This window comes from Hymenobacter qilianensis, assembly GCF_014638675.1.
In the GTDB taxonomy this organism is placed as follows: Bacteria; Bacteroidota; Bacteroidia; order Cytophagales; family Hymenobacteraceae; genus Hymenobacter; species Hymenobacter qilianensis.
Genome location: NZ_BMFN01000002.1, coordinates 1,544,977 through 1,570,665, shown reverse-complemented (window position 1 = coordinate 1,570,665; position 25,689 = coordinate 1,544,977). Strand labels below are relative to the sequence as shown.

The 25,689-nt window shown below is 53.7% G+C and carries 27 protein-coding genes; 4 read left to right on the top strand and 23 right to left on the bottom strand.

Going from position 1 to position 25,689, the window contains the following annotated elements; all coding sequences use genetic code 11:
* Nucleotides 1-15: 15 nt before the first annotated feature.
* Together nuoL and nuoK are read right to left on the bottom strand one after the other, a co-directional pair.
* A complete protein-coding gene (gene nuoL, locus IEW06_RS14345; protein WP_187733126.1) occupies nt 16-1,968 on the bottom strand; it encodes an NADH-quinone oxidoreductase subunit L in 1,953 nt (650 codons plus the stop codon).
* Between the two features lie 135 nt (nt 1,969-2,103).
* On the bottom strand, nt 2,104-2,436 hold the full coding sequence (nuoK, locus tag IEW06_RS14340; protein ID WP_187310380.1) for an NADH-quinone oxidoreductase subunit NuoK: 333 nt from the start codon (nt 2,434-2,436) through the stop codon (nt 2,104-2,106).
* 375 nt (nt 2,437-2,811) lie between these two features.
* Here nuoK and IEW06_RS14335 point away from each other — a divergent pair, with 375 nt between their 5' ends.
* Nucleotides 2,812-3,417, top strand: a complete 606-nt coding sequence (locus tag IEW06_RS14335) for an RNA polymerase sigma factor (protein ID WP_223284722.1) — start codon at nt 2,812-2,814, stop codon at nt 3,415-3,417.
* A gap of 74 nt (nt 3,418-3,491) precedes the next feature.
* Nucleotides 3,492-3,875 carry a hypothetical protein gene (locus IEW06_RS14330; RefSeq protein WP_187733125.1) on the top strand — a complete coding sequence of 128 codons (384 nt, stop codon included), beginning with the start codon at nt 3,492-3,494 and terminating at the stop codon, nt 3,873-3,875.
* 66 nt (nt 3,876-3,941) lie between these two features.
* Here IEW06_RS14330 and IEW06_RS14325 read toward each other — a convergent pair whose 3' ends face one another.
* The 19 genes from IEW06_RS14325 to IEW06_RS14235 all read right to left on the bottom strand — a co-directional run bounded on the left by IEW06_RS14325 (nt 3,942) and on the right by IEW06_RS14235 (nt 22,290).
* On the bottom strand, nt 3,942-5,402 hold the full coding sequence (locus tag IEW06_RS14325) for a TolC family protein (RefSeq protein WP_188548459.1): 1,461 nt from the start codon (nt 5,400-5,402) through the stop codon (nt 3,942-3,944).
* A gap of 54 nt (nt 5,403-5,456) precedes the next feature.
* A complete protein-coding gene (locus IEW06_RS14320; protein WP_187733122.1) occupies nt 5,457-6,839 on the bottom strand; it encodes an HlyD family secretion protein in 1,383 nt (460 codons plus the stop codon).
* Nucleotides 6,840-6,935: 96 nt separating this feature from the next.
* A complete protein-coding gene (locus IEW06_RS14315; RefSeq protein ID WP_187733121.1) occupies nt 6,936-8,666 on the bottom strand; it encodes a peptidase domain-containing ABC transporter in 1,731 nt (576 codons plus the stop codon).
* Nucleotides 8,667-8,688: 22 nt separating this feature from the next.
* Entirely contained in the window at nt 8,689-9,366 is a 678-nt protein-coding gene (locus IEW06_RS14310) for a TetR/AcrR family transcriptional regulator (protein WP_187733120.1), read from the bottom strand.
* A gap of 314 nt (nt 9,367-9,680) precedes the next feature.
* Nucleotides 9,681-10,190 (bottom strand): NADH-quinone oxidoreductase subunit J family protein, encoded by a 510-nt coding sequence (locus tag IEW06_RS14305; RefSeq protein WP_187733119.1) that lies wholly within the window; start codon nt 10,188-10,190, stop codon nt 9,681-9,683.
* 120 nt (nt 10,191-10,310) lie between these two features.
* Complete coding sequence (locus IEW06_RS14300; protein WP_223284721.1) at nt 10,311-10,889, bottom strand: NuoI/complex I 23 kDa subunit family protein; 579 nt, start codon at nt 10,887-10,889, stop codon at nt 10,311-10,313.
* Between the two features lie 64 nt (nt 10,890-10,953).
* A complete protein-coding gene (gene nuoH / locus IEW06_RS14295; RefSeq protein ID WP_187310388.1) occupies nt 10,954-12,054 on the bottom strand; it encodes an NADH-quinone oxidoreductase subunit NuoH in 1,101 nt (366 codons plus the stop codon).
* 76 nt (nt 12,055-12,130) lie between these two features.
* Nucleotides 12,131-13,132: an NADH-quinone oxidoreductase subunit G gene (locus tag IEW06_RS14290; protein WP_187733117.1), complete on the bottom strand. Its 1,002-nt coding sequence runs from the start codon at nt 13,130-13,132 to the stop codon at nt 12,131-12,133.
* 111 nt (nt 13,133-13,243) lie between these two features.
* Nucleotides 13,244-14,584: an NADH-quinone oxidoreductase subunit NuoF gene (gene nuoF / locus IEW06_RS14285; RefSeq protein ID WP_188548458.1), complete on the bottom strand. Its 1,341-nt coding sequence runs from the start codon at nt 14,582-14,584 to the stop codon at nt 13,244-13,246.
* Nucleotides 14,585-14,658: 74 nt separating this feature from the next.
* Nucleotides 14,659-15,216: an NADH-quinone oxidoreductase subunit NuoE family protein gene (locus IEW06_RS14280; protein WP_187733116.1), complete on the bottom strand. Its 558-nt coding sequence runs from the start codon at nt 15,214-15,216 to the stop codon at nt 14,659-14,661.
* Nucleotides 15,217-15,237: 21 nt separating this feature from the next.
* The gene (locus IEW06_RS14275) at nt 15,238-16,500 is read right to left on the bottom strand and encodes an NADH-quinone oxidoreductase subunit D (protein ID WP_187733115.1); all 1,263 of its coding nucleotides are present in this window, start codon (nt 16,498-16,500) and stop codon (nt 15,238-15,240) included.
* 18 nt (nt 16,501-16,518) lie between these two features.
* On the bottom strand, nt 16,519-17,085 hold the full coding sequence (locus IEW06_RS14270; protein ID WP_187733114.1) for an NADH-quinone oxidoreductase subunit C: 567 nt from the start codon (nt 17,083-17,085) through the stop codon (nt 16,519-16,521).
* Nucleotides 17,086-17,163: 78 nt separating this feature from the next.
* A complete protein-coding gene (locus IEW06_RS14265) occupies nt 17,164-17,721 on the bottom strand; it encodes an NADH-quinone oxidoreductase subunit B (RefSeq protein WP_223284720.1) in 558 nt (185 codons plus the stop codon).
* A gap of 71 nt (nt 17,722-17,792) precedes the next feature.
* Nucleotides 17,793-18,185, bottom strand: a complete 393-nt coding sequence (locus IEW06_RS14260; RefSeq protein WP_187733113.1) for an NADH-quinone oxidoreductase subunit A — start codon at nt 18,183-18,185, stop codon at nt 17,793-17,795.
* Between the two features lie 241 nt (nt 18,186-18,426).
* Nucleotides 18,427-20,097 carry an L-glutamate gamma-semialdehyde dehydrogenase gene (gene pruA, locus IEW06_RS14255; protein ID WP_187733112.1) on the bottom strand — a complete coding sequence of 557 codons (1,671 nt, stop codon included), beginning with the start codon at nt 20,095-20,097 and terminating at the stop codon, nt 18,427-18,429.
* A 144-nt stretch (nt 20,098-20,241) separates the two neighbouring features.
* The gene (locus IEW06_RS14250; RefSeq protein ID WP_187733111.1) at nt 20,242-20,790 is read right to left on the bottom strand and encodes a nucleoside/nucleotide kinase family protein; all 549 of its coding nucleotides are present in this window, start codon (nt 20,788-20,790) and stop codon (nt 20,242-20,244) included.
* Nucleotides 20,791-20,829: 39 nt separating this feature from the next.
* On the bottom strand, nt 20,830-21,552 hold the full coding sequence (locus IEW06_RS14245; protein ID WP_188548457.1) for a YjjG family noncanonical pyrimidine nucleotidase: 723 nt from the start codon (nt 21,550-21,552) through the stop codon (nt 20,830-20,832).
* Nucleotides 21,553-21,554: 2 nt separating this feature from the next.
* A complete protein-coding gene (locus IEW06_RS14240; protein WP_187733110.1) occupies nt 21,555-21,851 on the bottom strand; it encodes a (2Fe-2S) ferredoxin domain-containing protein in 297 nt (98 codons plus the stop codon).
* Between the two features lie 43 nt (nt 21,852-21,894).
* Nucleotides 21,895-22,290: an ArsR/SmtB family transcription factor gene (locus IEW06_RS14235; protein ID WP_187733109.1), complete on the bottom strand. Its 396-nt coding sequence runs from the start codon at nt 22,288-22,290 to the stop codon at nt 21,895-21,897.
* 113 nt (nt 22,291-22,403) lie between these two features.
* Between IEW06_RS14235 and IEW06_RS14230 the strand changes: the two genes are divergently transcribed.
* Nucleotides 22,404-23,090 (top strand): carboxypeptidase-like regulatory domain-containing protein, encoded by a 687-nt coding sequence (locus tag IEW06_RS14230; RefSeq protein ID WP_187733108.1) that lies wholly within the window; start codon nt 22,404-22,406, stop codon nt 23,088-23,090.
* Between the two features lie 231 nt (nt 23,091-23,321).
* Nucleotides 23,322-24,701 (top strand): NAD(P)/FAD-dependent oxidoreductase, encoded by a 1,380-nt coding sequence (locus tag IEW06_RS14225; RefSeq protein WP_187733107.1) that lies wholly within the window; start codon nt 23,322-23,324, stop codon nt 24,699-24,701.
* Nucleotides 24,702-24,780: 79 nt separating this feature from the next.
* On the opposite strand, the gene IEW06_RS14220 is transcribed toward IEW06_RS14225, so the two are convergent.
* Both IEW06_RS14220 and IEW06_RS14215 read right to left on the bottom strand, forming a co-directional pair.
* Complete coding sequence (locus IEW06_RS14220; protein WP_166074214.1) at nt 24,781-25,155, bottom strand: PH domain-containing protein; 375 nt, start codon at nt 25,153-25,155, stop codon at nt 24,781-24,783.
* Between the two features lie 41 nt (nt 25,156-25,196).
* Nucleotides 25,197-25,625: a hypothetical protein gene (locus IEW06_RS14215; protein WP_187733106.1), complete on the bottom strand. Its 429-nt coding sequence runs from the start codon at nt 25,623-25,625 to the stop codon at nt 25,197-25,199.
* Nucleotides 25,626-25,689 lie beyond the last annotated feature (64 nt).

The following is a 25,689-nucleotide window of genomic DNA, read 5'->3' as shown; positions in this document are numbered from 1 at the left end:
GGTGCGTGTCGAGATCTAAAACTTGCCAAAATTCAGCGCCAGAATAAGCACGATACCGATTACCATCAGAATCAAATACACGCCAATCGTACCGGTCTGTACGAAGCGCATTAATTGCCCCCCACCGAGCGTCAGGCGGCCCAGACCGTTTACTATGGGGTCGATGATGCCTTGCTCCACGAAGCGGTACAGCCCGCGCGATAGACCCATGATGGGACGCACAAAGAGGGCGTTGTACAGCTCATCAATGTAGTATTTGTGATACACCAGGCTCTCGGGAACTGAGCGCTGCGTTTCGTCTGCCACGGGGCGCACGCCGCGGGAAACGTACTGCACGTAGGCGAAGATGATACCGAGCACACCGGCGGCAACGGAGGCGCCAATGAGCATCAGCTCGGTGCTGTGGTCAATTTCGCCGGTGAAAGCGCCTGGGTTGATCTGGCGGGAATATGTGAAGATGGGCGCCAGGAAATCGGCCAGGTAATGTTTGCCCCCCAGGAACATGGGCGCGCCCATAAAGCCCCCCACGGCCGCCAGAATAGCCAGAATAATAAGCGGCAGCGTCATAGAAGCGGGCGACTCGTGCAGGTGGTGCTTCTGCTCTTCCGTGCCTCGGAACTCGCCGAAGAACGTGAGGAAGAGCAGGCGGAACATATAAAAAGCCGTCAGGAAGGCAGTGAACAATCCAACTGCCCACATGAGCTTGTTGTGCTCGTAGGTGTGCGCCAGAATCTCATCTTTTGAGAAGAAACCCGAGAACGGCGGAATACCCGAAATGGCCAGGCAGCCGATAAAGAACGTGAGGAAGGTGATAGGCAAGGCTTTGCGCAGGCCGCCCATACGACGAATGTCCTGCTCGTTGCTCATGGCGTGAATCACGGAGCCGGCGCCGAGGAACATCAGCGCCTTGAAGAAGGCATGGGTCAGGACGTGGAATAGGGAGGAAGTGTAGCCCATCACGCCCAAGGCTAGGAACATGTAGCCAAGCTGGGAAACCGTGGAATAAGCCAGCACCTTCTTAATGTCGTTCTGCGCTAGACCGATAGTGGCCGCAAATAGCGCCGTGGCCAAACCGATAATACCCACAACTTCGAGCGTAGCCGGCGCCAGGGTGAAGAGCACGTTAGCCCGTAGCACCATGTAGATACCGGCCGTCACCATGGTAGCGGCGTGAATCAGGGCCGATACGGGCGTGGGGCCGGCCATGGCATCGGGGAGCCAGGTGTAGAGCGGTAGCTGGGCCGATTTGCCCATTGCGCCCACGAAGAGAAGTAGGGTAATAGCTGTTAGGATGCTGACGGTATAGGGGCCGAACTGGCTGAGGGCGGCTTTTTGGAAAACCTCGGCGTACTGAACTGAGTCGAAGGTGAGGTAGATGAGGAAGATGCCGAGCAGGAAGCCTAAGTCACCGATACGGTTGATAATGAAGGCTTTCTTGGCGGCGTTGTTGTAGTCGTGGTTTTTATTCCAGAAGCCGATGAGCAGGTAGGAGCATAGACCGACACCTTCCCAACCAATGAACAGAATCACAAAATTGGCCCCCAGCACCAGCACTAGCATGCTGAATATGAACAGATTCAGGAAGCTGAAAAACTTGCCCACGTTCTCATCGTGGGACATGTAGCCGATGCTATACACGTGAATCAGGAAGCCCACACCCGTAACCAAGAGCAGCATAATCAGGCTGAGCTGATCGATCTGATACTGGAAGGGAATACGCATGGAGCCTACCGTAATCCAGTCGAAGAGCTGCACGGTGTACTGGCGCTCAAACGTGGTGAACAGGTAGATAGAAATCAGGAAGGAGCCCAGCACCGTAGCGCTACCGATCAGGCCAGCTACAGTGGCGGACAAGCGCTTGTTTAGCAAGCCATTGATCAGGAAGCCCAGGAAGGGCAACAGCGGAATAAGAACGTACAGCAGCGTGGGGTGAGGAGCGCCGTAATTGGGTAAAACGAGTTCTTGCATAGGAGGTATGCTTATAAGCAAACACCTGTCGTTGTCATCCTGAGCTTGCGAAGGACCTTATCTTACCAGAACAGGTTGTTCATGGGGCATAAGGTCCTTCGCAAGCTCAGGATGACAACGTCGGGCGGTTTATCATTACCACTTCAACCGACTTAACAGATTGACGTCGGTATTCTGAAAATTGCGGTAAATCATCACAATGATGCCTAGGCCCACCGACACTTCGGCAGCGGCTACAGCCATGATGAAAAACACGAAAACCTGCCCATTTGGGTCGGCGCGATAAGCGGAGAAGGCGGTTAGCAAAACGTTCGTGGCATTGAGCATCAGCTCGATACACATGAAAATAATAATGGCATTGCGCCGCGTAAGTACTCCAGTTACGCCAATGGCAAACAAAGCCGTGGCAAAGTAGACGTAATACTGAAGTGGGACGGTGCGAATGACTTCCGGGATGGTCTGTTCCATGCAGTTGGGCTAGCCGACAAAGCAAAAAGCCCCCCGAAGCTCGGCCGGGGCTAATTAGCTGGCAAAGGTATCCTGAAAATCGGAAAACGCACACTCTATAAGCAGGTAACACGAAGCTCGGCCGTGCTTTAACGGCTGAGATAATGGAGCTGGAGTAAGTAGCTGAACCGTGTGTTGGTGTTTGAGGGCAATTGCTGGAAAAAGCTCCCTAGCGTCTACTCGTAGAGTAAAGGCCCTAAGCAGGGTGATGGGCGCTGCTAAATAAGCACGCGGACAGCGCCACAAAGCCGGCTCTCAGTTCTACTTTCAGCGAGCCTCACAGATACTTTGGCTACCATAAAGTATTTTGCTAATTCATCCGTCTGTCTCGGCAGAATGGAAACGCTACCTCTCAAGCTTGACGCGACGCTGGCAATGACCGCAGGCCACCAGGACCAGCAGATACAAGAAGCCGTGCGCGCCCAGCGCGGCCGGCTGCTGCAGTTCATCCGTCGCCGTATACCCAACGAGGCGGAGGCCGAAGATGTACTGCAGGACGTCTTTGCCGAACTCGTGGAAAGCTACCGCCTGCTCAAGCCGGTGGAGCAAGCTGCGGCCTGGCTTTTTCGGGTGGCCCGCAACAAAATTACGGACCTCTATCGTCGCAAAAAGGCTGTTTCGCTAGAAAATGAGCTTGTAAGCGGCTTTGATGACGAGGATGACTCCCTGCTGCTCGCCGATGTGCTGCCCGCCCCCGACGACTCGCCGGAAAACCGCTTGCTGCGCGAAACGCTGATGGAGGCGTTGGCGGAAGCTCTGGAAGAATTGCCCCCCAACCAGCGCCAGGTATTCGTGTGGCACGAGTTGGAAGAGAAAACCTTCCGCGAGATGGAGGCCGAAACCGGCGTGCCGCTCAAAACGCTGATTTCGCGCAAGCACTATGCCGTTCAACACCTGCGCAAGCGCCTGCAAAAACTGTACACTGAGCTATTTACCGACTAAAAAAGCCCCCCAGAAGATGCTCATCCCACTAAGCTTCTCTTCGGTGACAAAACATACTTCCTAAAACCACCCCCATGAATCGTTCATTCTGGCTGCTACGCGGCCTCAAGTTTATCTTCTTTGCCACTCTGTTTGTGGCCGCCGCTGGCTTCCTAACCATGAGCTTGTGGAACTGGCTGGTGCCGGTGCTTTTCAATGGGCCTGCTATTAATTTCTGGCAAACACTTGGCTTGCTTATCCTTACCCGCATTCTCTTTGGTGGCTGGGGCCGTGGAGGCCATGCCGGAAGCTGGGCGCAGCGTCGCGAAGCGTGGCGCCAGAAAATGGAGACGCGGATGGCTCACCTGACACCCGAAGAGCAGGAGAAATTTCGCCAGAAGATGCGCTCCAGCTGCGGCCCGTCGTGGATGCGGCGGAAGGAGGCCGAAGAAGCCGCCACCGCTACCCCAGCACAGTAGCAAAGCACAAAAAATGCCCCCCTGAGATTTCAGGGGGGCTTTTTTGTGCCGTGTTTTAAGGTAAGCTTATTCCAAATCTCCGCCGGCTGCCCAGCGCAGCGTGGCCTGAGTTTGGGCGTATTTGGCTTGCAGCTCAGCCAGCTTTATCCGGCCACTGACGAGTGAGGCTTCGCGGGAGTTGAGCAGAAACACGGAGCTTTCACCGTTTTCAAAGCGGATTTGTTCGCCGTTGCGCAGCTTTTGTGAGTTCTCAACTACTTGCTCCTGCACGCGGAGCTGCTCGCGCAAAGCTTCCCAATCGTTGGCAACGGTGCGCACGGTGGTTTGTACCTCCCGCGTGTCCTGCTGCAAGTCTAGTTCGGCTTCGCGGCGCTTTAGTTGGTTGAGTTGCAACTTGCTCCGCTCCTGGCGCAGCAGCAACGGATATTCAAAGCTTAGGCCCAGCTTATAGTTGTTAGCGAAATAGGTGTTCGTCCATTGCATGTCGCCTTCCGGTTGGAAAGGCTGACCAGTGCGCAGCAAGTTGTAATCGACAGAAAGCTTGGGCAATAGCTTGTTCGACAAGAGGCGGCGTTCTATGCCCAGCTGGTTGAGCTTGGCCCGGGTCTTCGCCAATTCAGGATGAATCTGGCTGGCCAGGTTTACGAGCGCTTGCACTGAGTCGGGGGGCAATGAGCGCCAGGCGGTGGGAGCAGGTAAGGCTTCCGGGCGGGCGGTGGGGGGCAATTCCCGTGGCTGATTCTGCTCATCCCATAGATAATTGCTGACCAGAAGCGTCACATTTTGCCACTGCACCCTTGCCTGCACTAGCTGCGCCTGCCGATTCTGAAGCTCAGTCAGTGCTTCTACGGAATCGATGGCGGCCAGGTCGCCCTGCCGGACTCGCTCGCGTACGGCCCTGAATCGTACCTCCGCCAGCTCGGCATTGAGGCGTAATAACTCTAAGCGCTGGTGGCTTAAGCTCCACTCCCAGTAATCCTTCGCCGCCGAAAGCAGAAGCTTGTTGAGTGCGCCGCGGCGCTCCGCTTCCGCCAGACCCGCCAATGCCTGCGCTTGCCGGATGGCTGCCCTTCGCTCATCAATAAGCAAGCCCTGCGCCAGCGGCACCGATATGCCCAGATAGCTCAGGCCGCTTTCGGGCGTCCGTATTTGCTCGCTTACATAAGTGCCCACATTGCGCTCAAAGCCCGCTTTCACGTCGAAGCCAAACCACACCGGAACCTTAAGGGCATTGTCCCAGGTGTTGAAATAATCCTTGCCTCCCAATGTCTTGCCGTAGTATTTACTGCTCACCGATGGGTCGAGCAGGCCGCGGGCGTAGCGGATTTCCTGCTGCGCGCGCTCGGGCAGCAAGCCGGCTTGCCGGGCCACCGGGTGCCGTAGCGTGACGTGCGTAAACAAGTCAGTGAGCGTAAAGACAAGCTGCGTCGTGTCGCGCGGCAATGGTTGCGCCGTCGCCCGACCAACTGGCAACAACCCAAGCCCAGCCGCAAGGAGCACAACCAGCGAAATGACGTAACGAACCATGAAAGGCAAAGGGGATTTATGCGGTGATGACAGAATACGCGGTATTAGGTGTGGTTACTCTTCGGCCGTAGCATAATTTTCAGTTTTATCTGCTTTCACCAGCTTGTCAGTCTCCTTCGGTTTGCCCACAAAATTGGGCGGGAAGCCATTCAGCTGGCGCCACAGTTCATACCAAATGGGCACATCGTCGAGCAGAGCCCAGCCATACACGCCGCTGCCAACTCGCAATGGAGGGGGCCAGGCCTCCGTGTCAGGATCCGGGATAACAAGCACGCGGTACTGCCCTTGGCTATCAATGTTATCGATGACGGCTACCACGCCCCCGAAGGTGCCGAAGCTCGTGCCGGGCCAGCCCGAAAATACCAGTGCTGGCCAGCCATCAAACTGTAGCCGGACCTTGCGGCCCACTGAAAGCAGCGGAATATCCATGGGCTTCACATAAAGTTCAGCGGCCAACTGAGGTTTTGAGGGCATCACCGTCACGATGGGCTCGCCTTCTTTAATAATCTCGCCAAGGCCTTGTTTAAGGGCTCTTACTACGTAGCCATCCTGCGGAGCTGTAATGCGATAAAAAGCGTCGCGGATGCTCAGATTAGCATATTCGTTGCGCATTTTGGCTATTTGCCCCTCCGTATCGAACTGGTAAGCGGTAGCACTTCGCCGGTCACTCTCCGACTTCGCTAGCTTGTCCTGGTACTCAGCGCCGAGAGAAAGCAGCTCCAGGCGGGCATTTATCAGCTCCTGCTGGCTCACTCCCAGCTTGTTTGCCACCGCCTGCTGCTTAGCCGTCGATTCCTGAAATTTAAGCCGCCGCTGCTCTACTTCAGTTAGTGATTTCAGACCCTGCTGGTAAAGTTTTTCCTGCCGGTCGAGCTGCTGACGTGCAATAGCAAAATCAGTGTTGGCAGCCACCAGTTCAGCACTATCGCTCAGCACTTTCAGGCGGCTTTGACGCACTTTGTTTCGCGCTTTATCGAGGCTTACCCGCAGGCCTTCGCGCAGCGCTATCTGTTGCTGGCTCAGCGCGATTGCCTTTGCGCTGTTCTCGCGCAGTGAACCCTCTTTGGCCGCTAGCTGCTCACGAGTACGAAGGAGTAAGTCAGGATCGAAATACTTGTCTTTTATTTCCGCAATATCGACCAAGGTATCGCCGCGTTGTACTAGTTGTCCTTCCTTTACACGCCAGCGCATAATGCGGCCGGCAATTGTGCTGGGAACCGTTTGCGGACGGTCTTGGGGGCGCAGCGTGGTGAGCGTGCCCGTAGAGCGAATGTTTTGGGTCCAGGGCAAAAAGCCGCATAGCATCACCAACATTCCCATGCCAGCACACCAACGAGCTAGTACTCGGCCTGTGCGCGGCGTTTGCACCCGCTCAAACGAGGTGAAGCGTTTGGCTTCCGGGTGGTTTTCAGGAACAGAATACTCAGCGAAAGGCATAGGATGAAAACTGTAAAATTCGTTTCGGAGCTTGCGGCCAGCGGGAGTCTTGTAGTGCTCATACAAGCTGGCGGCAAGACTACATGGGGGGCATTTTTAAGCAACAAAGAGCTCCTGCAGCTCAGGCTGCTGGGCAATGACTGCATAGTCGCCGGTGGCAACCAGATGCCCGTCGCGAAGCACGGCAACACGTGGGCAAAGTGCCAGCAGGCGCGGGTCGCTGGAAGCCAGAATCAGCGTCCAGGGCATGTCGGGCGACAGCAGGCGCTTCAGTATCCGCCGCCGCTCAGCCGATTCTACAGCGGGCAGAAAGTGGTCGAGCAGAAGCAGGCGGGGGCGACGTACCAGGGCGCGGGCCAGCAGCAGCTTTTGCTTCACGTTGTCAGCCAGGGGAGTGCCAGTAGTCAGGTAGGTGCCCAAGCCCTGAGGCCAAGCATGTAGCTTATCACGCAGCCCTACCAGATCGAGCGCCCAGGAAATATCAACGGGCTGAATTTCAGGTTGATTAAGCGTTATATTCTCCAATACAGAGCCACTGAACAAGTGCTGATGCGAGAAATTCGATCCCATCGCCCGCGACAATGTTTCGGGGGAAAGGTCACGCAGAGCGATATCATCATAGGTGATAACGCCTTGGTAAGTATCAAGCAATCCACCCATAACTCGCAGGAGCGTGGTCTTGCCCGAGCCATCGTAACCAGCCAATCCTAGGTGTTCGTTGGGTTGTAGGTTTAAGGATACATCGTGCACAACTTGGCGGTTTGCGTTCGGATACTGATACGTTACGAGGTGCAAATCGACCGCTACACCACGATTACTGGCTGAAAAGGTAAGGTTGGCACTTGGCTGGTTTTTGATGCTAGGCAACTCCAGCACATGACCGATTTTATTGATCGAAGTGAGAGCATCGTAGAGGACATCCAGCTTGATCAGGATTTTCTCAACTGCTCCAATAGTGAGGATAATGACGATTTCAGAAGCTACAAACTGGCCAATATTGATTTCTTTGGCTACCAGTAGCCAGCAGCCAATAGTTAGCAGGCCAGCCGTAATAAGGGTTTTGAAACCAACAAAGCCTAAATACTGCGTCATCAGTACCCGAAAGTGCGAGCGTCGGGCCATGAGATACCCATTGACGTGCTCATCGGTACGGTCGAGAACCATGGCATGGCGTGGCGCCAGGCGAAACGTATGAACCGTACGGGCCACATCCTCGAGCCAAGACACTACCCGGTATTTGTATTTTGACTCCGTAAGGCTCGTCTCTAGGCCTCTTCTCCAGGTCAGGCGTAATAGCAAGCCCAGAATCAACACCAGGAACAGACCAAAAACGATAAAGGCCGGATGGTAGAAGGATAGCAGGAGCAACCCAAACAGGATCTGGACACCAGCCGAGGAAAAGTCAATCAATAGAATAGCCAATCCTTTTTGCAGAGTAGGCGTGTCGAGCATCCGATTCATAAGCTCTGGCAGGTACTCATCGCCCAGGGCTTCAGTGCGCACGCGAGGCAGATGTACCGCGAAATCGAAGGCAATCCGAGCAAACAAGCGCTGCTGCAGGAACTCTACCAAGTAAATCTGCATGATCTGCAGGCCTCCAACTATCACCGTTCCCACCGTGATAAAAGCGATGAGCACGATTAAGGAAGTGCTCACTGCTCCGCTCGATACAAAGCCAATCACACTCTGCACGCCGAGGGGCAATGATAAAGTAATAAGCCCCGCTAGCGCTGCGTATACATACAGGTAAGCGATATCGCGCCGTTCAGTCAGCAGCAGCCGCCACAAGCGTTGACCTGACGTAGGTCCAGATGAAGTTTCAGCCATAACGGAGACTGTTGAATGATGATTACTTGCTTAGTACTGAAAAGGCGATGCTCTCCAAAAACCCCAGAATATCTTGCTTAGCCGTTTCAGGAGTGGGTGCATCGGCCAAAGAAGGCAAGTGCTGTGAGAAAAAGAGCTGCTTGCGCGCTGACTCAAGCAACGTGCTTACCAGGGCGTGCGGATAGGGGTACTGGGGGGCAATTTCCTGGACTACCGCCGTGATGTCGGCACACAAGCTTTTGTATTCACGATAAAAGCCATCATGATTTACTTGGTCAACCTCGCGAGTAAGGTAGGTCTTAGAGGCCTCCGCCACTACCACACGGTACAACGCTGCCTCGTCTAGCTCGGGAGTTGTGGCATTATCACTGTGAGCGTTGGTGATAATACCTAGGATGAGCCGGAGCCGGGCGTTCGGATCGGTCACATTGTGCGTGTGAAAGCGAATTTGAAACCGAAGCCACGCCCAGTGCCACGAAATAAGATAAACCAGCAAACGGTGCTTGTTTTCAAAGTACCGGTATAGCGACGCCTCCGTGGAGCCTATCTGCTGGGCCAGCTTTTTAAAGGTGAACAGCTCAAATCCCAATTCGTCAATAAGCTGCACGCTCGTAGCTATGATCTTCCGACCAAGATCAGTCTCATGTGGATCACGCAAAAAAAGCTTCTCATTAAGCTCTGGACGCAGCGTAGTTAACATTCTCGAGGAAGGATTGTGGTGTTCAGGTTGTTGTGCGTCGCGCTGCCTAGCGCTCTCCTAAAAGCCGCTCCAAGGCTACAAAAGCACTCCTGAGCATATCTGACTGAGCGCAAATATATACAGCTCTCTTTGATAATAGTTTTACTACTATGAATAATTAATGTGCTTTTAATCTTGATACTCCTACTCTGTTGAGTTTTAATTCAATAGTTTATTAGATCCTGGCCTTAGTGGGCAGATAGCTAAAGCTTAAAAAGAGAAAAGCGACCACTGATTGTTCAGTGGTCGCTTTTCTCTTTTTAAGCTTTAGCTATCTAGAAGTTTCGCTCGCCCGTTTCCCGTTTACCCAGCATCATGGCGCCGACCATTGCCACTATAAACAAGACCGATACCAACTCAAATGGCAGCATGTATTGCTTATACAGCACCATACCCAACCGGTCTACCATGCCAATCTGCGAATCGAAAGTAGATGCATCAACTCCGCCGGGCTGAATATCGCGCAAGGCAGCAACCAGAATAAGCAGAAGTGAGCCGCCCGCTATGGCCGCTGCTATCTTAGACAAAGCCGACTTATGGGGCTCCGTATCAGCGTTCAGGTTCAGGAACATAATCACGAACAGGAACAGAACCATAATGGCCCCCGCATACACAATAATGTTCACGGCCGCCAGAAACTGCGCGTTCAGCAGCAAGTAGTGTCCTGAGATCGTGAAAAACGTGAGGATCAGAAACAGCACGCTATGAACCGGGTTTTTGGCTAGCACCACACCAAGCGCGCTAAACAGGGCTACAAACGACAGAAAGAAAAAGAGAGAGGACATAAGCGAAGGTAACACCAAGAGAAATAGCGGAGCTCATTTCACTTAGTCGTTGAGTAATCGGGGCTGGGGGTTTTTTTATCGTTTCCAGCAAGTGGTGGCCCGTTCGGCAGCGACCTGAACTTAGGCCGGTTGCTGAGCCATTTTATTGCGCAATACCTCTGCCTGCTCGGGTGTCAGCTGAATGCCACGCTGAGAGCGAGCATCCGGTGATACAGGCTCTACTAAGCGGTCCTTGCCGTAAATGAACTCGTCGCGCTCGAAGCGTGGGGGAGCCATTTTATCGGCTTGCAGGTACACGGCGGCTTTCGGGCAGGCTTCCTCGCAGAGGCCGCAGAAAATGCAGCGCAACATGTTCACCTCGTAGCTGACGGCGTATTTCTCTTCGCGGTAAAGACCTTCTTCGCCCTTCTTCCGTTCGCCGGCTACCATCGTAATAGCTTCGGCGGGGCAGGCTACAGCGCAAAGGCCGCAAGCAGTACACCGTTCCCGGCCCTGCTCATCGCGCTTAAGTACGTGTAGGCCACGGAAAATAGGAGAGAACGGCCGCGTTTCCTCCGGATACCGAATGGTAGCCTTCTTGGAGAAAAAGTGCCGCATTGTAATGCTCAGACCTTGGAAAATAGCCGGCAAGTATGCACGCTCGGCGAGCGTCATCGGCTTCTTTGCCAGTATCTTGGCTCTATTGCTTAAGGGTTGCATGATGGTTAGTTTCTAAATCCGAGTGAATCGGATGAGCAGCCTGGGAATCTACTTACGAGCCGAATTACTGCAGCAGCCACCACTTCGGTACCTGTGGGATAATGTTGAACACAATTAGCCCCCCAGTAAGCAGAATATTGAAAATGGCCAGCGGAATCAAGATAGTCCAGCCCAAGCGCATGAGCTGGTCGTAGCGGAAGCGGGGCAAGGTCCAGCGCACCCACATAAAGAAGAAAATGAAGGAGAAAATCTTAACAAAGATGGCTACCACTCCTAAGCCCGTCACAATGTTATGGGCCGTTACCATTCCCTGTGACTCAGCCAGGAAAGCGCGCAACTCATACTGGAACGGGAAGTTGAAGCCGCCAAAGTACAGCACGCTCATCACGGCCGAAGCCACGAACACGTTGATATATTCAGCGAATAAGTACAGACCCATCTTCATTGAGCTGTACTCAGTGTGATACCCACCTACCAATTCCGTTTCGCACTCCGGCAAATCGAAAGGAGTACGGTTGGTTTCAGCGAAAGCGCAGACAATGAAGATGATAAAGCCCAGCGGCTGCTTTACAATGTTCCAGAATTGCCACTCGCCGGGTACCGACTGTTGCAGCGTGATTTCGCGCAACGACAGGGTTTCACTAATCATCAGTACCGCAATCAGCGAAAGGCCCATGGCCAGCTCGTAGCTTATGTTCTGTGAAGCGGCACGAATGGCCCCCAGCAACGAGAATTTATTGTTGGAAGCCCAGCCACCAATCATAATACCATACACCCCCAGCGAAACTACGCCGAACACATACAGCATTCCGATATTTACTTCAATGCCTTGCAGCCAGATGATGGTGCTGCCGAACTGTAAATAGTTGCCGAAGGGAATAACCGCCGACGCCATCAGGGCCGTGACCATGGCCAAGCAGGGCCCAAAAACGAAAAGCGCACGATTGGAGCCGGCCGGGAAAAACTCTTCTTTCGTGAAGAGCTTAACCGCATCAGCCAGCGGCTGCAGCAACCCGAAAGGGCCAGCCCGATCAGGACCAACCCGGTCTTGCAGAAAGGCCGCAATAACGCGCTCCGCATAAGTAGAATACGTGGCGATGAGCAGCGAAACGCCGAACACCACCAGAATAACGAGGGCTTGCCAGCCCAGTGCGGGAAGTTCCATGTATAATATTACTAGTTCTGGTTACTGCCTGTGTATAAGTTAGTTATAAACTCAACAATACACAGTTAGTATCTAATTAATTACCCAATTTCAGGGGAGGATTTTGCTCCAAATCGCGCACTGAACTCTCCGGCAAATCTGCGATAATCTGCGGATTTATTACGGGCAACTCATAATGGTTGGCCGAAATAACTGACGTCCGATCGATGTGCGCGGGACCTTCAATAGTCCAGTCGGAGGTTTCCTTCTTCTCGAAGCGACACTCGTTGCAAATCCACTCTTTTACTTCACCGTACTCGTTTTTGCGAGCTGTTATACGCAATACGTCTTTGCCTTTGTACCACAGCACTACGTTGCCGGTGCACTTGGGACAGTCGCGGTGGGCATTTACGGGCTTAGTAAACCACACCCGCTGCTTAAAGCGCCAGGTTTTGTCAGTAAGCGCGCCAACCGGGCATACGTCGATGACATTACCAGAGAAGTCATTGTCGATAATGTTCTCGATGTAAGTGCCGATTTCGGAAGCGTCGCCGCGGCCCAATACGCCGTGTACGCGCTCTGGGGTGAGCTGGTCGGCGGTGTACACGCAACGGTAGCACAGAATGCAGCGCGTCATGTGCAGCTGAATTAGCGGGCCGATGTCAATCTTCTCGAAGGTGCGGCGCTCTTCTTCGTAGCGGGTAGTGGACACGCCGTGCTCGAAGGCGAAGTTCTGTAAGTCACACTCACCAGCCTGGTCGCACACGGGGCAGTCCAGGGGGTGATTGATGAGCAGCATTTCCACAATGCCCTTGCGCACATTGAGTACTTGCTCGGAAGTGGTGTTTTCCACGACCATGCCATCTTGCACGGGCGTAATGCACGAGGCCACCAGCTTAGGCATCGGGCGCGGATCTTTGGTAGAACCAGCGGCAACGCGCACCAGGCAAGCCCGACATTTGCCCCCCGAGCCCTTCAGTGGGGTATAATAGCACATGGCCGGCGGCACGATACCGCCGCCTATGGTGCGAGCCGCGTTGAGGATGGTTGTTCCATCCGGAACTTCTACCTCGATGCCGTCAAAAGTTATTTTAGCCATTATAAGTGGTCAGAAACGTATTATCTGAACCGAAGCAAAGGTATTTCCCGCAGAGTTTGACTTCGTCGTCCTTCGGTTCGCAGTGTTCAGTAAGTGGTAAAGATGAATGCCTTAGGCCAAAACGGCTTTGCCAGGGTATACCGCGCCAGGGCGAGTAGCTTCCTGCGGATGCTTTACGTGCCACTCAAACTCGTCACGGAAGTGGCGTACTGCCGCAGCTACGGGCCAAGCCGCTGCTTCACCCAAGGGGCAAATTGTGTTGCCCTCAATCTGCTTGGCTACGCTCACCAGTAGGTCGATATCGTGCAGAGAGCCATGGCCGTGCTCCAAGCGGTGAAGCACTTTCTCCAGCCAGCCCGTGCCTTCGCGGCAGGGTGAACACTGTCCGCACGACTCATGGTGGTAAAAGCGCGAGAAATTCCAGGTGTTGCGCACGATACAAGTCGTCTCGTCCATGGCAATAAAGCCCCCCGAGCCGAGCATGGTGCCCGTCACGAAGCCACCATCGGATAGTGACTCATACGTCATGAGGCGTGGCTCGCCGGCGGCTGTTTTCAAGATAAGCTCATTAGGCAGAATCGGGACGGAAGAGCCACCAGCTACTACAGCCTTCAGCTCACGTCCTTTCCAGATGCCGCCGCAGTATTCGTCGGAGTAAATAAACTCCTCAACGGGAACGCCTAATTCGATTTCGTAGATGCCGGGCTTATTCAAGTGGCCGCAAGCGGAAATAAGCTTAGTGCCCGTGCTTTTGCCAATGCCGATTTTAGCGTACTCGTCGCCCCCTTCGTTCACAATAACTGGCACCGCAGCAATCGATTCTACGTTGTTGACCACCGTAGGCCGGGCATAAAGGCCTTGCACAGCCGGGAATGGGGGCTTATTACGCGGGTTACCACGCTTGCCTTCCAATGATTCCAACAAAGCTGTTTCCTCGCCGCAGATGTAAGCGCCACCGCCGGGGTGAACATGCAAATCTAGGGAGTAGCCCGAGCCGAGAATGTTTTCACCCAAAAAGCCAGCCGCATAAGCTTCGGCAATAGCTTTTTCCAGAATGCGCAGCACGTACAACAACTCACCACGGATGTAGATGTAGCTGGTGCGCGCGCCCAGAGCATAGCTGCCCGTAATCATGCCCTCAATGAGCAGGTGCGGCAGCTTCGACATCAGCTGGCGGTCCTTAAAGGTACCAGGCTCCGATTCATCAGCGTTGCATACTAGATAGCGCGGCACACCTTCTGGCTTAGCTAAAAAGCTCCACTTCATACCCGTTGGGAAGCCCGCGCCGCCGCGCCCGCGTAGGCCCGACTTTTTGACTTCCTCCACCACCTCATCGGGCGTCATCGTCTTAAGAGCCTTTTCCACGGAGCGGTAACCACCGTGTTTGCGGTAGACCTCAAACGTGTCGATTCCCTCGACATTTATATGTTCAGTTAATAGCTTGCGTCCCATGATTTCTCCAGCGTAAGGGGTAGGAGTGAAGGGTTAATTGTATTTATTCTCCAAGCGAGTAAGGCGCTTGAATGCTAAGCGTTAGTTTGCTGCTCTTCCCACGGCAACAGCGGGCGATGCACCATACTGCGTAATTCAGTGAGCATAGCATCTACTGCTTCGGGCGTTTCAAGGCTCTCGTAGTATTTCTCCCGCACCTGCACAACCGGTGCAAAGCCACAAGCCGCCAGACACTCAACCATCTTAATAGTAAACATGCCATCAGGTGAAGTTTCGCCTACTTTAGCCCCTGTAATGCGCTCCAAGTTCTCCGTCAGCTCATCCGAACCGCGCAACATGCAAGGACCCGTGCGGCAGATTTCCAGCACATGCTTGCCAACCGGCTTGAGATTGAACATTGTGTAAAACGACGACACCTCATACACCTCGATTGGCTTGAGACCCAGCGTTTCGGCTACCAAATCTTGTACTTCAGGACTGACCCAACCGCCAAACTCCGCCTGAGCGATGTGGAGCAGCGGCAGCAGGGCCGATTTCTTGCGGTCCTCAGGGTATCGCTTAATGATGCGCTGAATCTCGGCTTGGGCAGCGGCCGAAAATTGAGGTTTAGCGGGAGCAGTCGTAACTTCCATAGGGGGCAAATTCAACAAAAACTACGCGTCCAGTTCGCCGGCAATTACATTCATCGAGCTTAGAATCACGATGGCGTCGGAGAGGCTGGTGCCTACTACCATTTCGGAGTAGGCTTGGTAGTAAATAAAGCAGGGGCGACGGAAATGCAGGCGATACGGCGTGCGGCCGCCATCCGAAATCAGATAGAAGCCCAGCTCACCATTGCCGCCTTCCACGGAGTGATATACCTCACCCACCGGCGCTTCAATCTCACCCATGATGATCTTGAAGTGGTAGATCAGAGCCTCCATGTTTTTGTACACGGCCTGCTTAGGGGGCAAATAATAGTGGGGCGCGTCGGCGTGGTACGGACCTTCGGGTAGATTATCAAGCGCCTGATTGATAATGCGCAAGCTCTGCCAAATTTCCTCGTTGCGAACCAGGAAACGGTCATACGTATCGCCATTGGTGCCTACCGGGATTTCAAAATCGAAGTCCTCGTAAGATGAATAGGGGTTCATTACCCGCACATCATAGTCAACACCAGCGGCCCGCAGGTTAGGACCCGTGAAACCGTAGTTCAAAGCCTTCTCCGCCGAGATCGGACCCACGTTTACCACTCGATCCATGAAGATGCGGTTGCGGGTAAACATGCTCTCAAACTCACGCATTACAGCCGGAAACTCCTTCAGCCACTTGCGCAGCTTCTCGATAGCCACGGGCGAGAAGTCGCGCTCCATACCGCCTACCCGACCCATATTGGTCGTAAGACGCGCGCCACAAACTTCCTCGTAAATCTCGTAGACCTTTTCGCGCTCCTGAAACACGTACAGGAAGCCAGTGAAGGCGCCCGTATCTACTCCCAGAATGGAATTACAGATGAGGTGGTCAGTGATGCGAGCCAACTCCATCATAATCACGCGCATGTACTGCGCGCGCTTTGGAACGGTGATGCCTAGCAGCTTTTCTACCGTCATGTGCCAGCCCATGTTGTTGATGGGACTGGAGCAGTAGTTCATCCGGTCGGTGAGGGGTGTGATCTGGTAGAACGGCCGCCTCTCGGCAATCTTTTCGAAAGCCCGGTGAATGTAGCCAATGGTAGGAACGCCGGAAATGATCCGCTCCCCGTCCATTTGCAGGATGTTCTGAAAAATGCCGTGGGTAGCAGGGTGCGTCGGGCCCAGGTTCAGCGTCGTTAGCTCTTGGCTAAAGTCGTTGAGGGTGGGCACGAGCTGGTTGTGCTGCTGCTCGCGGGCTTCCTGGTGAATCTTATGGGTGCCTTCCAGCGTGTCGTTTACTGCCATGATAAAGGTATCAGGGGCCTAGCGGCCGAAAAACAGGTCAGTTTTGTCTTCGCGGGTGCCGTCCTCCAGCGGATACTCTCGCCGCATGGGGTGGTAGTCCATATCCTCAACATTGAGAATACGGATGAGGTTGGGATGGCCCGTGAAGATGATGCCGAAGAAGTCGAAAGTCTCGCGCTCCATCCAGTTCGCCGTAGCGTAGATGTCGGTGAGCGTAGGAACGGCCGGATCGATAATCGGGAAAAAGATTTTTAGCCGTAGGCGCACATTGTGCACTAAGCTGTGCAGATGATAGATCACTCCCAACTCCTGACCCTCGTTCTCAGGATAGTGAATCCCGCACATGGTGGTCAGAAAGTTGAACTGCAGGATTGGCTCGCCGTGCAGGGTCTGAATGATTTCGTGAATCCGCTCGCGCGTGGTTGTGGCCGTTAGCAAGCCGTAAGGCTCTTCTACGTCGGTAAAAGCATCTTCGCCAAATAGCTGCTGAAGGGTAGTGAGCACCCGAGCATTGGTCAGCTTATTAGGGTCGGTTTCGATTACAGCAGTTTGAGCAACAGTGGATTCTTCGTTCGATTCAGCCATTTTAGGAAGAAGCTAGAAGCTAGGTCTAAGGAGTCAGGAGCATAATATTCTAGCTCCTGACTCCTTAGACCTAGCTTCTTATTTAATGTTATAAGAGGCCAACAGCGCCTGATACTCAGGTGAGTTGCGGCGGCGGATAGACTCGTTTTTAGCCAGGTCCTGTACCCGCATCAATCCGTCGAGCACTTGCTCAGGACGGGGAGGGCAGCCGGGCACGTACACATCAACGGGGATGATACGGTCGATGCCCTGAAGTACAGAATAGGAGTCAAAAATGCCCCCCGAGCACGCGCAAGCGCCCATAGCCAGTACCCAGCGAGGCTCGGCCATTTGCTCATAAACCTGCTTCACGATGGGCGCCATTTTCTTGGCAATCGTACCCATTACCATGAGCAAGTCGGCCTGACGAGGCGAAAACGAAGGCCGCTCCGAACCGAAGCGAGAGATGTCGTAGTGCGAACCCATCGTAGCCATGAACTCAATGCCGCAGCAAGAAGTAGCAAAAGGCAAAGGCCAGAGCGAATTAGCGCGGGCAATGCCAACTACCTTTTCCAAGGAAGTTGCAAAGAAGCCTGCACCCTCAATTCCTTCCGGTGCACCTACTGTTTTGATTTCAGGAACTCGTATATCAGTCATAAGAAAGAGTCTATTTCAAGAATGGGAATACCCATCTGACGAACACCAGCCAGGTCGCAAAAGTTTGCCTTTTAGCGCTCTGTCCAGCGTAATACGCCCTTTTTAATGACGTACACGAAGCCTGCCATGAGCAGGGCCAAGAATACAATCATCTGAAGAAAGCCTTCAGTACCTAACGAGCGAAAGTTGACAGCCCAAGGATACATGAAGATAACTTCCACGTCAAACAGCACGAATAGAATGGCTGTTAGGAAGTACTTTACCGAAATCGGAGTGCGGGCGTTACCCACCGACTCGATGCCGCACTCGAAAGAACTGTCCTTCACGACGCTCTTGCGGTTAGGGCCAACTAGGTGAGATACGATCATTGCAAAAGCAACAAAAGCTAAGGCAAACCCAAGCTGAACCAGGATGGGGAGATAATCAGAAGGCTGGTATTGCGCAGCAGGAAGGGCAAGAAACATAGTAGCTAGATTAGGACTAGAGTAAAATCAGCACTGAAAAGCAAAGGTAAGGCGTACGGGTTTGGGAACAAAGGTGAAGGTGAACCTAGGTGAGAAAGGCAGATATAGTACAAATCTGCTTCTCAGCTATGATTAGAACAGGTGCCGAGCGGAAAAGTAATAGGATATGAGATAAAACACACTTAACGTAAAAAGCCCCCCAGAATAAGTCCTGGGGGGCTTTTTACGTCTTGAGCAGGATTTAGAAACCGCCTTGCCCAGTTATATTCAAGTTCTCACCCGTCTCAACGCCTAGGAAAGGATAACGGTAATCAACGGGCGTTACGAAGGTTTCCTTGATGGCGCGCGGCGATACCCAGCGCAGCAGGTTCAGCATAGAGCCGGCCTTATCGTTGGTGCCGCTAGCGCGAGCGCCGCCGAAGGGCTGCTGACCAACTACCGCGCCGGTTGGCTTATCGTTGATGTAAAAATTGCCGGCAGCGTTTACTAAGCGCTTCGATGCCAGATCGATAGCGTAACGGTCTTGACCGAAGATAGCGCCAGTTAGCGCGTAGGGCGAAGTGCTGTCTACTAAGTCAAGGGTTTCTTCGAACTGGTCCGCGTCGTAGACGTGCATAGTTAGTACGGGGCCGAACAGCTCCTCGCACATAGTCACGTACTTAGGGTCTTTGGCTACCAGCACTGTCGGCTCCACGAAGTAGCCTTTCGATTTGTCATAATTGCCCCCTGCGATGATTTCTACCGCTGAGTCTTCCTTGGCGCCGTCGATGTACTTGGCCAGCTTATCGAAGGAAGCTTCGCTGATAACAGCATTGATGAAGTTGCCGAAATCTTCTACGTCGCCCATTTTCATCGACTTCAAATCCTCCTGCAAATAGGCTTTCACCTCCGGATAAAGATTGGAAGGAATGTACACGCGACTTGCGGCTGAGCACTTTTGGCCCTGATACTCAAACGCTCCCCGCGAAATGGCCGTAGCTACCTGACGTGGGTGGGCCGAGTGGTGCGCCAGAATAAAGTCCTTGCCGCCCGTTTCGCCCACAATGCGCGGATACGACTTGTACTTGTGAATGTTCTGGCCAATGGTCTTCCAGATGTTCTGGAAAACGCCCGTGGAGCCCGTGAAATGAATGCCCGCAAACTCTGGGTGATTGAAAATGACATCACCTGCCGTGGGGCCATCCACATACACGAGGTTGATAACGCCAGCCGGCACGCCTGCTTCCTGGAATAGCTCCATCAGCACGTGAGCCGAATAAATCTGAGTATTTGCGGGCTTCCACACTACCACGTTGCCCATCAGCGCAGCCGAAGTAGGCAGGTTGCCGGCAATGGAAGTGAAGTTGAAGGGTGTAAGCGCAAACACAAAGCCTTCAAGCGGGCGGTGCTCCAGACGGTTCCACATGCCGGGCGCTGACTCCGGCTGCTGCTTATAAATTTCCTGTAGGAAATACACGTTGAACCGGAAAAAGTCGATCAGCTCACAAGCCGCGTCGATTTCGGCCTGGAAAGCATTCTTGCTCTGGCCCAGCATGGTAGCCGCATTCAGGCGAGCCCGGTAAGGGCCAGCTAGCAACTCAGCGGCTTTCAGGAAAATAGCGGCGCGGTGCTCCCAGGGCAATTCGGCCCAGTCGCGGCGGGCGGCCAAAGCGGCTTCAATGGCTTGGGTTACGTGTGTGCCGTCGCCCTCGTGAAACTGGCCCAGCACGTGCTTATGATCGTGGGGGGGCGAAATGGTTTTGGTCTTGCCCGAGCGCACTTCCTGCCCACCGATGTACATCGGGATATCTACCTGCTGCTGCTTGAGGTCCTTCAGCGCCTGCTGCAACTCGGCGCGCTCCTTGGAGCCTGGCGCGTAGCCTTTAACGGGTTCGTTAATCGGGGTGGGAACGTTGAAAAAGCCGTTGGCCATAGAGTTAGTTTTTGGATGTAGGTTTATTGATGGGGGACAAAGCAAAGGTAACAGGGAGTTGAACAACCATCGGTAGCCAGAATTGCATGCGCATGCCAACACCCGATTCGCCATTGACCTCCTAAAAAAGCTATATAACTACATCTACAAACTTTTCAGGAGCTTTAACACCTGCTCCTTCAGCTCTTCCTGCGAGCCATTATTATGGATAACAGTGGCAAAATGCTGATAGGTATCCATCACCGTTTCGCTGGGATGATTATCGTCGCGGGTGCCGTCGCCGCGCTGCTGGAGTGGGTCGCCTTCCACGCGTAGCATCAGGCCGCCGCGCTCCCGAATGGGGTCGGCTTCGTTGGGAAAACGCACATCGGGCACAATCACAAACTGATCTTCAGGCAAGCGAGCGAAGAAGGCTTTAACCCAGATTTCCGGCTCCCAGGCCCGCAGCGCGTGACCAACTTGCTGAAGCATTTCGCCGCGGGTGCGCCCAAAGATGGGCAGCAACTGGGCTTTGCCGTCCTGGTAATAGTAGGGGGCAATTGCCTCGCCGGCTAAGGTGGCGCACACGGCCTTGATGGCGTCGCCGAAGGAAAGAATCTGCCAGTTGCGCTCGGGCTGTAGCTGCTGAATCAGGCGAGCCACCGTATCCTTGCCGCTGCCTCTCTTACCCGAAATTCCCAGTATGTGTATCATAGTGGCGCAAAGGTAGAGGGCAGCGGGGGGCTTTTTTTCTTATAAAATCTCCTTTAGCTCGCTCAGGCAGCTAATCTCGTAGGTCACCTCGTTGAAGTGCCGCCGCTTATCCGGGTTGAAATACACCTGATCGATGCCCGCATTATAAGCACCCAGCACATCGCATTCGAGGTTGTCGCCAATCATAAGGCTTTCCGCGGCGCTGGCGCCAGTGCGCTTTAGCGCGTGCTCAAACATGCGGCGGTCGGGCTTGAGGCAACCGCTGCACTCGGAGGTAATTACTTCCTGAAAAAATGGCGTCAGCTGCGACGAATCGAGCTTGATGTACTGAATTTCCTTGAAGCCGTTCGTGATCAGATGCAGGGTGTATTTGGTTTGCAAATACTCCAGCATATCATGCGTAAACGGAAACACCGCCGACTTAGTAGGCAGCAACTCCGTGAAGTGCTGCGAAATGCCCTCGGGTACGTCAGCCTCATCTACGCCCAGCCGCACCAGCGTGCGCGTAAAGCGGGTGCTGCGCAACTGCTGCTGCGTGATTTTGCCCCCCTGATACAAGCGCCACAGCGCATGGTTGATGTCGCGGTAGCGGTCGATAAATTCTTCTACCGTGAACGTACCGAAGCGCCCTAAATCGTAGTGAGTAAAAAGGGTGCGCAGGGTTTCGTCGGCGTTTTTCTCAAAGTCCCAGAGCGTATGATCCAGGTCGAAGAAAAGGTGACGGTAAGCTTTGGCGGGGCGAAATGACTGACTGGGGGGCATTCTTAATCAAGTAGGAGTTTGGATACAACGCGCCCGTGCAGCAGATGTTCACGCACGATTGCCGGCGCGTCGTCGGGCTGCACGTCGCCGTAAATGGCGCCTTCGGGATATACGATGAGGGCCGCACCGCACCCTTTTTTGCAATGCTTACACTCATCAAGGCAACCGGTGGGAAGGGCGCGGTTGAGTTTTTTGCTGAGGCCCTGCTTTTTAATTTCCTTTTTCAGAGCCTTCACCACGTCGCGGCCCACCTCGCTTTTTTGGTTGGTGCAAACGAAAAGGTGATGTTCGTATTTCATAAACTAAACTAGATGAGCTCAACCGCCGCGCAGGCCAACACCACTATACTTGTTGGTAGCCTGTCCAGCGGCGATTCTGAAGCTTGTACGCGGCCAGCTCCCTATTCGACCAGAGGGTTTGGTAAATCTGCTGGTCGCGCATCAGTTGAGGGTCTTTTTCCATGTAACCCAAAAACTGGTGAACCAGGTCCGCCATTTCATCCTTTATAAAGTAGAAGGCCCAGTTGTCGAGCCGACGGAAGCTGACCAAGCCCGCATTCTTTAGATACAATAATTGGCGGGAGGTTTTGGTTTGGGTGAAGTCCAAGACCTGTTCCAGATCGGAGATGCACATTTCCTGATTGCGCCACAGCAAATGCAGCATCCGCACCCGCGACTCGTCGCCGAGGGCCTTAAATAGTTGCTGACCAAATGCAACGCTGAAGTGTTTAAGACGCATCCTTTACCGAACAAAGCAGGGAAAAAGCCCCCGCATAAAACGAAACAAATTTACGGCCCCTCCGGCTTCGACCTCTCAAAGAGCCGTATTATTGCAGTATAGCACATTCAAGTATGTCTGATAAGAGTCGAATGTATGTCGTTGTTGCCACGCTGGGGCTGTTGCTGGTGCTTTTTGTGCTGGCACCTACCGCAGGCCACGCCCAAGGACAACGGCGCGTAGTACAGTTCTCGGGTATTGTGGCTACCGGCGACAGCCTGTTGGGTGTGCCGGGCGCTACCGTGTTTGTTCCGTCGGCGGGCCGGGGTACGGCTACTAATCTCTACGGTTACTTCTCGCTGCCCGTCCTCACCGGCGACAGCATCGTGATTCGCTCCCTGGGCTACCGCAACCAGTACGTGATTATTCCCCCCGATTATCCACGGCAGAGCTATTCCGTTATCGTCTCGCTCCAGGAAGACGTGACGGTGCTGCCCGAAGTGCGGGTATTTCCCTACGCCACCGAAAAGGAATTTAAAGAGGCTTTTCTAGCCCTGAAGCTGCCCAAGGAGCGCGGCAGCAGTGCCGCCAGAAACCTGAGCCCCGACGTGCTTCGCCAGATTTTTAACAATGCGCCCGTCACCAGCGCCGGTAACTATCGGCAGACGCTTCAACAGCAGCAGCAGGGCTACGACCGCCGCATGGGTGTGGCCCCCAATCCTCAATCCAACAATCCTTTACTGAATCCTTTCAGCTGGCTGAAACTGATCCAGCAAGTGAAAGACGGCGAGTTTAAGAAAAAGGAAGGCGTAGATTATTAAGTAGTTAACTCTCTAGAGCAATAAAAGCCCCCCACCCGTCATGCAGAGCGGCAGCGAAGCATGACGGAGTGGATTAATAGATTAAGCTTTAGGTGAGTTCTTAAGCTCAACCGTCTGAAAAACAGGACAACCAGTAAGCGGCTTTTACGGTAAAGCGTTGTGTGTCGGCTCCATGTGGGAGTTGGTCAGTGAGTGCTCAGTGCAGCACCTTATACCTTGTTTTTCAGTCTTATGGATACGAACCTCCCGGTTTCCGCCCATCCGCGCGTCGTTATTATCGGCTGCGGGTTTGCGGGTTTGCGGCTGGCGAAAGAATTGCGCCACGCGCCCGTGCAAGTGGTCGTCATCGACCGCAATAATTACCACAATTTTCAGCCGCTCCTTTACCAGGTGGCCACCGGCGCCCTCGAGGCGGACAGCATTGCGTACCCCATTCGCAAGATTTTCGCTGGTCAGAAAAACTTTTTCTACCGCATGGCCGACGTGCAGCGCGTAGCGCCCGAGCGCAACGTGGTGCATACCAGCGTAGGCGATATTCGCTACGATTACCTGGTAATAGCTACGGGCTCACTTACCAATTTCTTCGGCATTGAGAGTATCGAGAAGAATGCCATGCAAATCAAGAGCATTCCGAATGCCCTGAACTTGCGCAGCTTTATTTTCCAGAACTTCGAGAAAGCCCTGCTCACCGAAAACCCCGAGGAAAAGCAGGCTCTGCTGAATATCGTGGTGGTGGGCGGCGGACCTACGGGCGTCGAAATCAGCGGCTCCCTGGCCGAGATGCGCCGCCATGTGCTGCCCAAAGATTATCCGGAGTTGGATCTGAAGCAGATGCAGGTTATTCTGGTAGAAGCCGGCCCGGCCGTACTCGGGCCCATGTCGGCGAAGTCGCAGCAGGAGTCGAAGCGTTATCTGGAAGAGCTGGGCGTAATTGTGCGCCTGAACACATCCATCAAACGGTTTGAAAACTGCCGGGCCTACTATTCCGATACGGAGTATATCCCCACCGAAAACCTGATTTGGGCCGCCGGCGTGAACGGCGCCGAAGTACCTGGTTTGCCACCCGAAGTGGTAGCCCGCAACAAGCGCATCAGCGTGAACCGCTGGAACCAAGTCGAAGGCTTCCAGAACGTCTTTGCCATCGGCGACGTGGCCAATATGGTGACGGAGGAAATGCCCCGCGGTATGCCCATGCTGGCGCCCGTAGCCCAGCAACAGGCCGAATTATTGGCCGACAACCTGCAGCGTATTATGCGCAACGAGGCTCCCAAGAATTTCGAGTACGTCAACAAAGGCGTGATGGCCATTGTGAGCCGCAACAAGGCCGTGGTCGACTTGCCCAAAGACGTGCATTTCAGCGGTATTCTGGGCTGGTTTACGTGGCTGTTTGTGCACTTGATGACGTTGGTAGGATTCCGCAATAAAGTGGTTGCCTTCGTCGACTGGGCCTTCAGCTACTTTAGCTCCGACCAAGCCTTGCGCCTTATTATCCGTCCTTTCAGCCGCCGCGATGTAAAGGACGACCAAGGCAAGAAAAAAGCTGAGCATCAGAACTCTACGCCGGAATACAATCCTGCGCCGCCTGCTATTCAAACGCCGGTAGCGAGGTAGCCGAAAGGCAGCGTAACCCAATAAAAAAAGCCCCCCAGCAGTCTGCTGGGGGGCTTTTTGGTTCAGCATATTTCTCTAATTAAAGAGCGTAATCGGCTAGGGCTTTACTTACATCATAGATGTTGCGGTCGTTGCGGAAGGTTTTGCTGATAGCATCCGTCTGGCCGCGCACCCAGATTTTCAGCTCCGCATCGAGGTCAAAATGCCCGGTAGTTTCCATGGAGAAGCGCTCAATGCTGCGGTACGGCACGCTCAAAAACTCCTTTTTCTTGCCCGTTATGCCCTGTTTATCCACCAGAATCAGGCGCTTATTCGTAAAAATAAGCTGGTCGCGGATAATGACGAAGGCCTTTTCCACCCGCTCGTCGGTAGCCAGCAGGCGGCTGAGTTCCTGTTGTAATTCCTGGGCGTCGCTTTCTGAAGCGTTGCCAATTAACCCATCGAGAAGTCCCATAGTCGGTGTAGAGTTGGTGGAAGACGAAGCTACAACGAAAATCAGTTGACTAGGGCAGTTTTATTGACAGTACAAAAGGAGTCGATAACCATAACCTGCGGGGCGCTATACATAACCTTGTTTGCCGTACAGAATCGCTCAACCTGCTCATCAGAAGTTGCGGGTCTAAGGCGGATAAATAACTGTTCACCCCGCCGCAAAGCAGGTAAGTTTTGAAAGGTCTGGACGACATTGGCGTAGGTGGCAGGCACCGCGGCTGGTCCCGGAATAACCGTTCCCATGTCGCCACTGAAATAAAGACTGGAACCGATAGGTAAAGCCGTATCAATCTGCAACAGAGAAGCGCCTTCGCAGGTCGTTCCCAACATCGTGCTGCTGACGCACTCCTGACTAGGGTTATCCTCTTTTTCGCAGCCTGTGATGGCGGCTATAACACTGGCATACAACAGAATAATATACGGTTTTCTCATCGGGCTGGGGGGCAAATTTGCTTGTGTGCAGATAAGAGTTCGATCCTGCCGCTTGAGGTTGCAA

Excerpts from the sequence above, each read along its gene's own strand:
- nuoL (WP_187733126.1), bottom strand. The coding sequence starts at position 1,968 with ATGCAAGAACTCGTTTTACCCAATTACGGCGCTCCTCACCCCACGCTG.
- nuoK (WP_187310380.1), bottom strand. The coding sequence starts at position 2,436 with ATGGAACAGACCATCCCGGAAGTCATTCGCACCGTCCCACTTCAGTAT.
- IEW06_RS14335 (WP_223284722.1), top strand. The coding sequence starts at position 2,812 with ATGGAAACGCTACCTCTCAAGCTTGACGCGACGCTGGCAATGACCGCA.
- IEW06_RS14330 (WP_187733125.1), top strand. The coding sequence starts at position 3,492 with ATGAATCGTTCATTCTGGCTGCTACGCGGCCTCAAGTTTATCTTCTTT.
- IEW06_RS14325 (WP_188548459.1), bottom strand. The coding sequence starts at position 5,402 with ATGGTTCGTTACGTCATTTCGCTGGTTGTGCTCCTTGCGGCTGGGCTT.
- IEW06_RS14320 (WP_187733122.1), bottom strand. The coding sequence starts at position 6,839 with ATGCCTTTCGCTGAGTATTCTGTTCCTGAAAACCACCCGGAAGCCAAA.
- IEW06_RS14315 (WP_187733121.1), bottom strand. The coding sequence starts at position 8,666 with ATGGCTGAAACTTCATCTGGACCTACGTCAGGTCAACGCTTGTGGCGG.
- IEW06_RS14310 (WP_187733120.1), bottom strand. The coding sequence starts at position 9,366 with ATGTTAACTACGCTGCGTCCAGAGCTTAATGAGAAGCTTTTTTTGCGT.
- IEW06_RS14305 (WP_187733119.1), bottom strand. The coding sequence starts at position 10,190 with ATGTCCTCTCTCTTTTTCTTTCTGTCGTTTGTAGCCCTGTTTAGCGCG.
- IEW06_RS14300 (WP_223284721.1), bottom strand. The coding sequence starts at position 10,889 with ATGCAACCCTTAAGCAATAGAGCCAAGATACTGGCAAAGAAGCCGATG.
- nuoH (WP_187310388.1), bottom strand. The coding sequence starts at position 12,054 with ATGGAACTTCCCGCACTGGGCTGGCAAGCCCTCGTTATTCTGGTGGTG.
- IEW06_RS14290 (WP_187733117.1), bottom strand. The coding sequence starts at position 13,132 with ATGGCTAAAATAACTTTTGACGGCATCGAGGTAGAAGTTCCGGATGGA.
- nuoF (WP_188548458.1), bottom strand. The coding sequence starts at position 14,584 with ATGGGACGCAAGCTATTAACTGAACATATAAATGTCGAGGGAATCGAC.
- IEW06_RS14280 (WP_187733116.1), bottom strand. The coding sequence starts at position 15,216 with ATGGAAGTTACGACTGCTCCCGCTAAACCTCAATTTTCGGCCGCTGCC.
- IEW06_RS14275 (WP_187733115.1), bottom strand. The coding sequence starts at position 16,500 with ATGGCAGTAAACGACACGCTGGAAGGCACCCATAAGATTCACCAGGAA.
- IEW06_RS14270 (WP_187733114.1), bottom strand. The coding sequence starts at position 17,085 with ATGGCTGAATCGAACGAAGAATCCACTGTTGCTCAAACTGCTGTAATC.
- IEW06_RS14265 (WP_223284720.1), bottom strand. The coding sequence starts at position 17,721 with ATGACTGATATACGAGTTCCTGAAATCAAAACAGTAGGTGCACCGGAA.
- IEW06_RS14260 (WP_187733113.1), bottom strand. The coding sequence starts at position 18,185 with ATGTTTCTTGCCCTTCCTGCTGCGCAATACCAGCCTTCTGATTATCTC.
- pruA (WP_187733112.1), bottom strand. The coding sequence starts at position 20,097 with ATGGCCAACGGCTTTTTCAACGTTCCCACCCCGATTAACGAACCCGTT.
- IEW06_RS14250 (WP_187733111.1), bottom strand. The coding sequence starts at position 20,790 with ATGATACACATACTGGGAATTTCGGGTAAGAGAGGCAGCGGCAAGGAT.
- IEW06_RS14245 (WP_188548457.1), bottom strand. The coding sequence starts at position 21,552 with ATGCCCCCCAGTCAGTCATTTCGCCCCGCCAAAGCTTACCGTCACCTT.
- IEW06_RS14240 (WP_187733110.1), bottom strand. The coding sequence starts at position 21,851 with ATGAAATACGAACATCACCTTTTCGTTTGCACCAACCAAAAAAGCGAG.
- IEW06_RS14235 (WP_187733109.1), bottom strand. The coding sequence starts at position 22,290 with ATGCGTCTTAAACACTTCAGCGTTGCATTTGGTCAGCAACTATTTAAG.
- IEW06_RS14230 (WP_187733108.1), top strand. The coding sequence starts at position 22,404 with ATGTCTGATAAGAGTCGAATGTATGTCGTTGTTGCCACGCTGGGGCTG.
- IEW06_RS14225 (WP_187733107.1), top strand. The coding sequence starts at position 23,322 with ATGGATACGAACCTCCCGGTTTCCGCCCATCCGCGCGTCGTTATTATC.
- IEW06_RS14220 (WP_166074214.1), bottom strand. The coding sequence starts at position 25,155 with ATGGGACTTCTCGATGGGTTAATTGGCAACGCTTCAGAAAGCGACGCC.
- IEW06_RS14215 (WP_187733106.1), bottom strand. The coding sequence starts at position 25,625 with ATGAGAAAACCGTATATTATTCTGTTGTATGCCAGTGTTATAGCCGCC.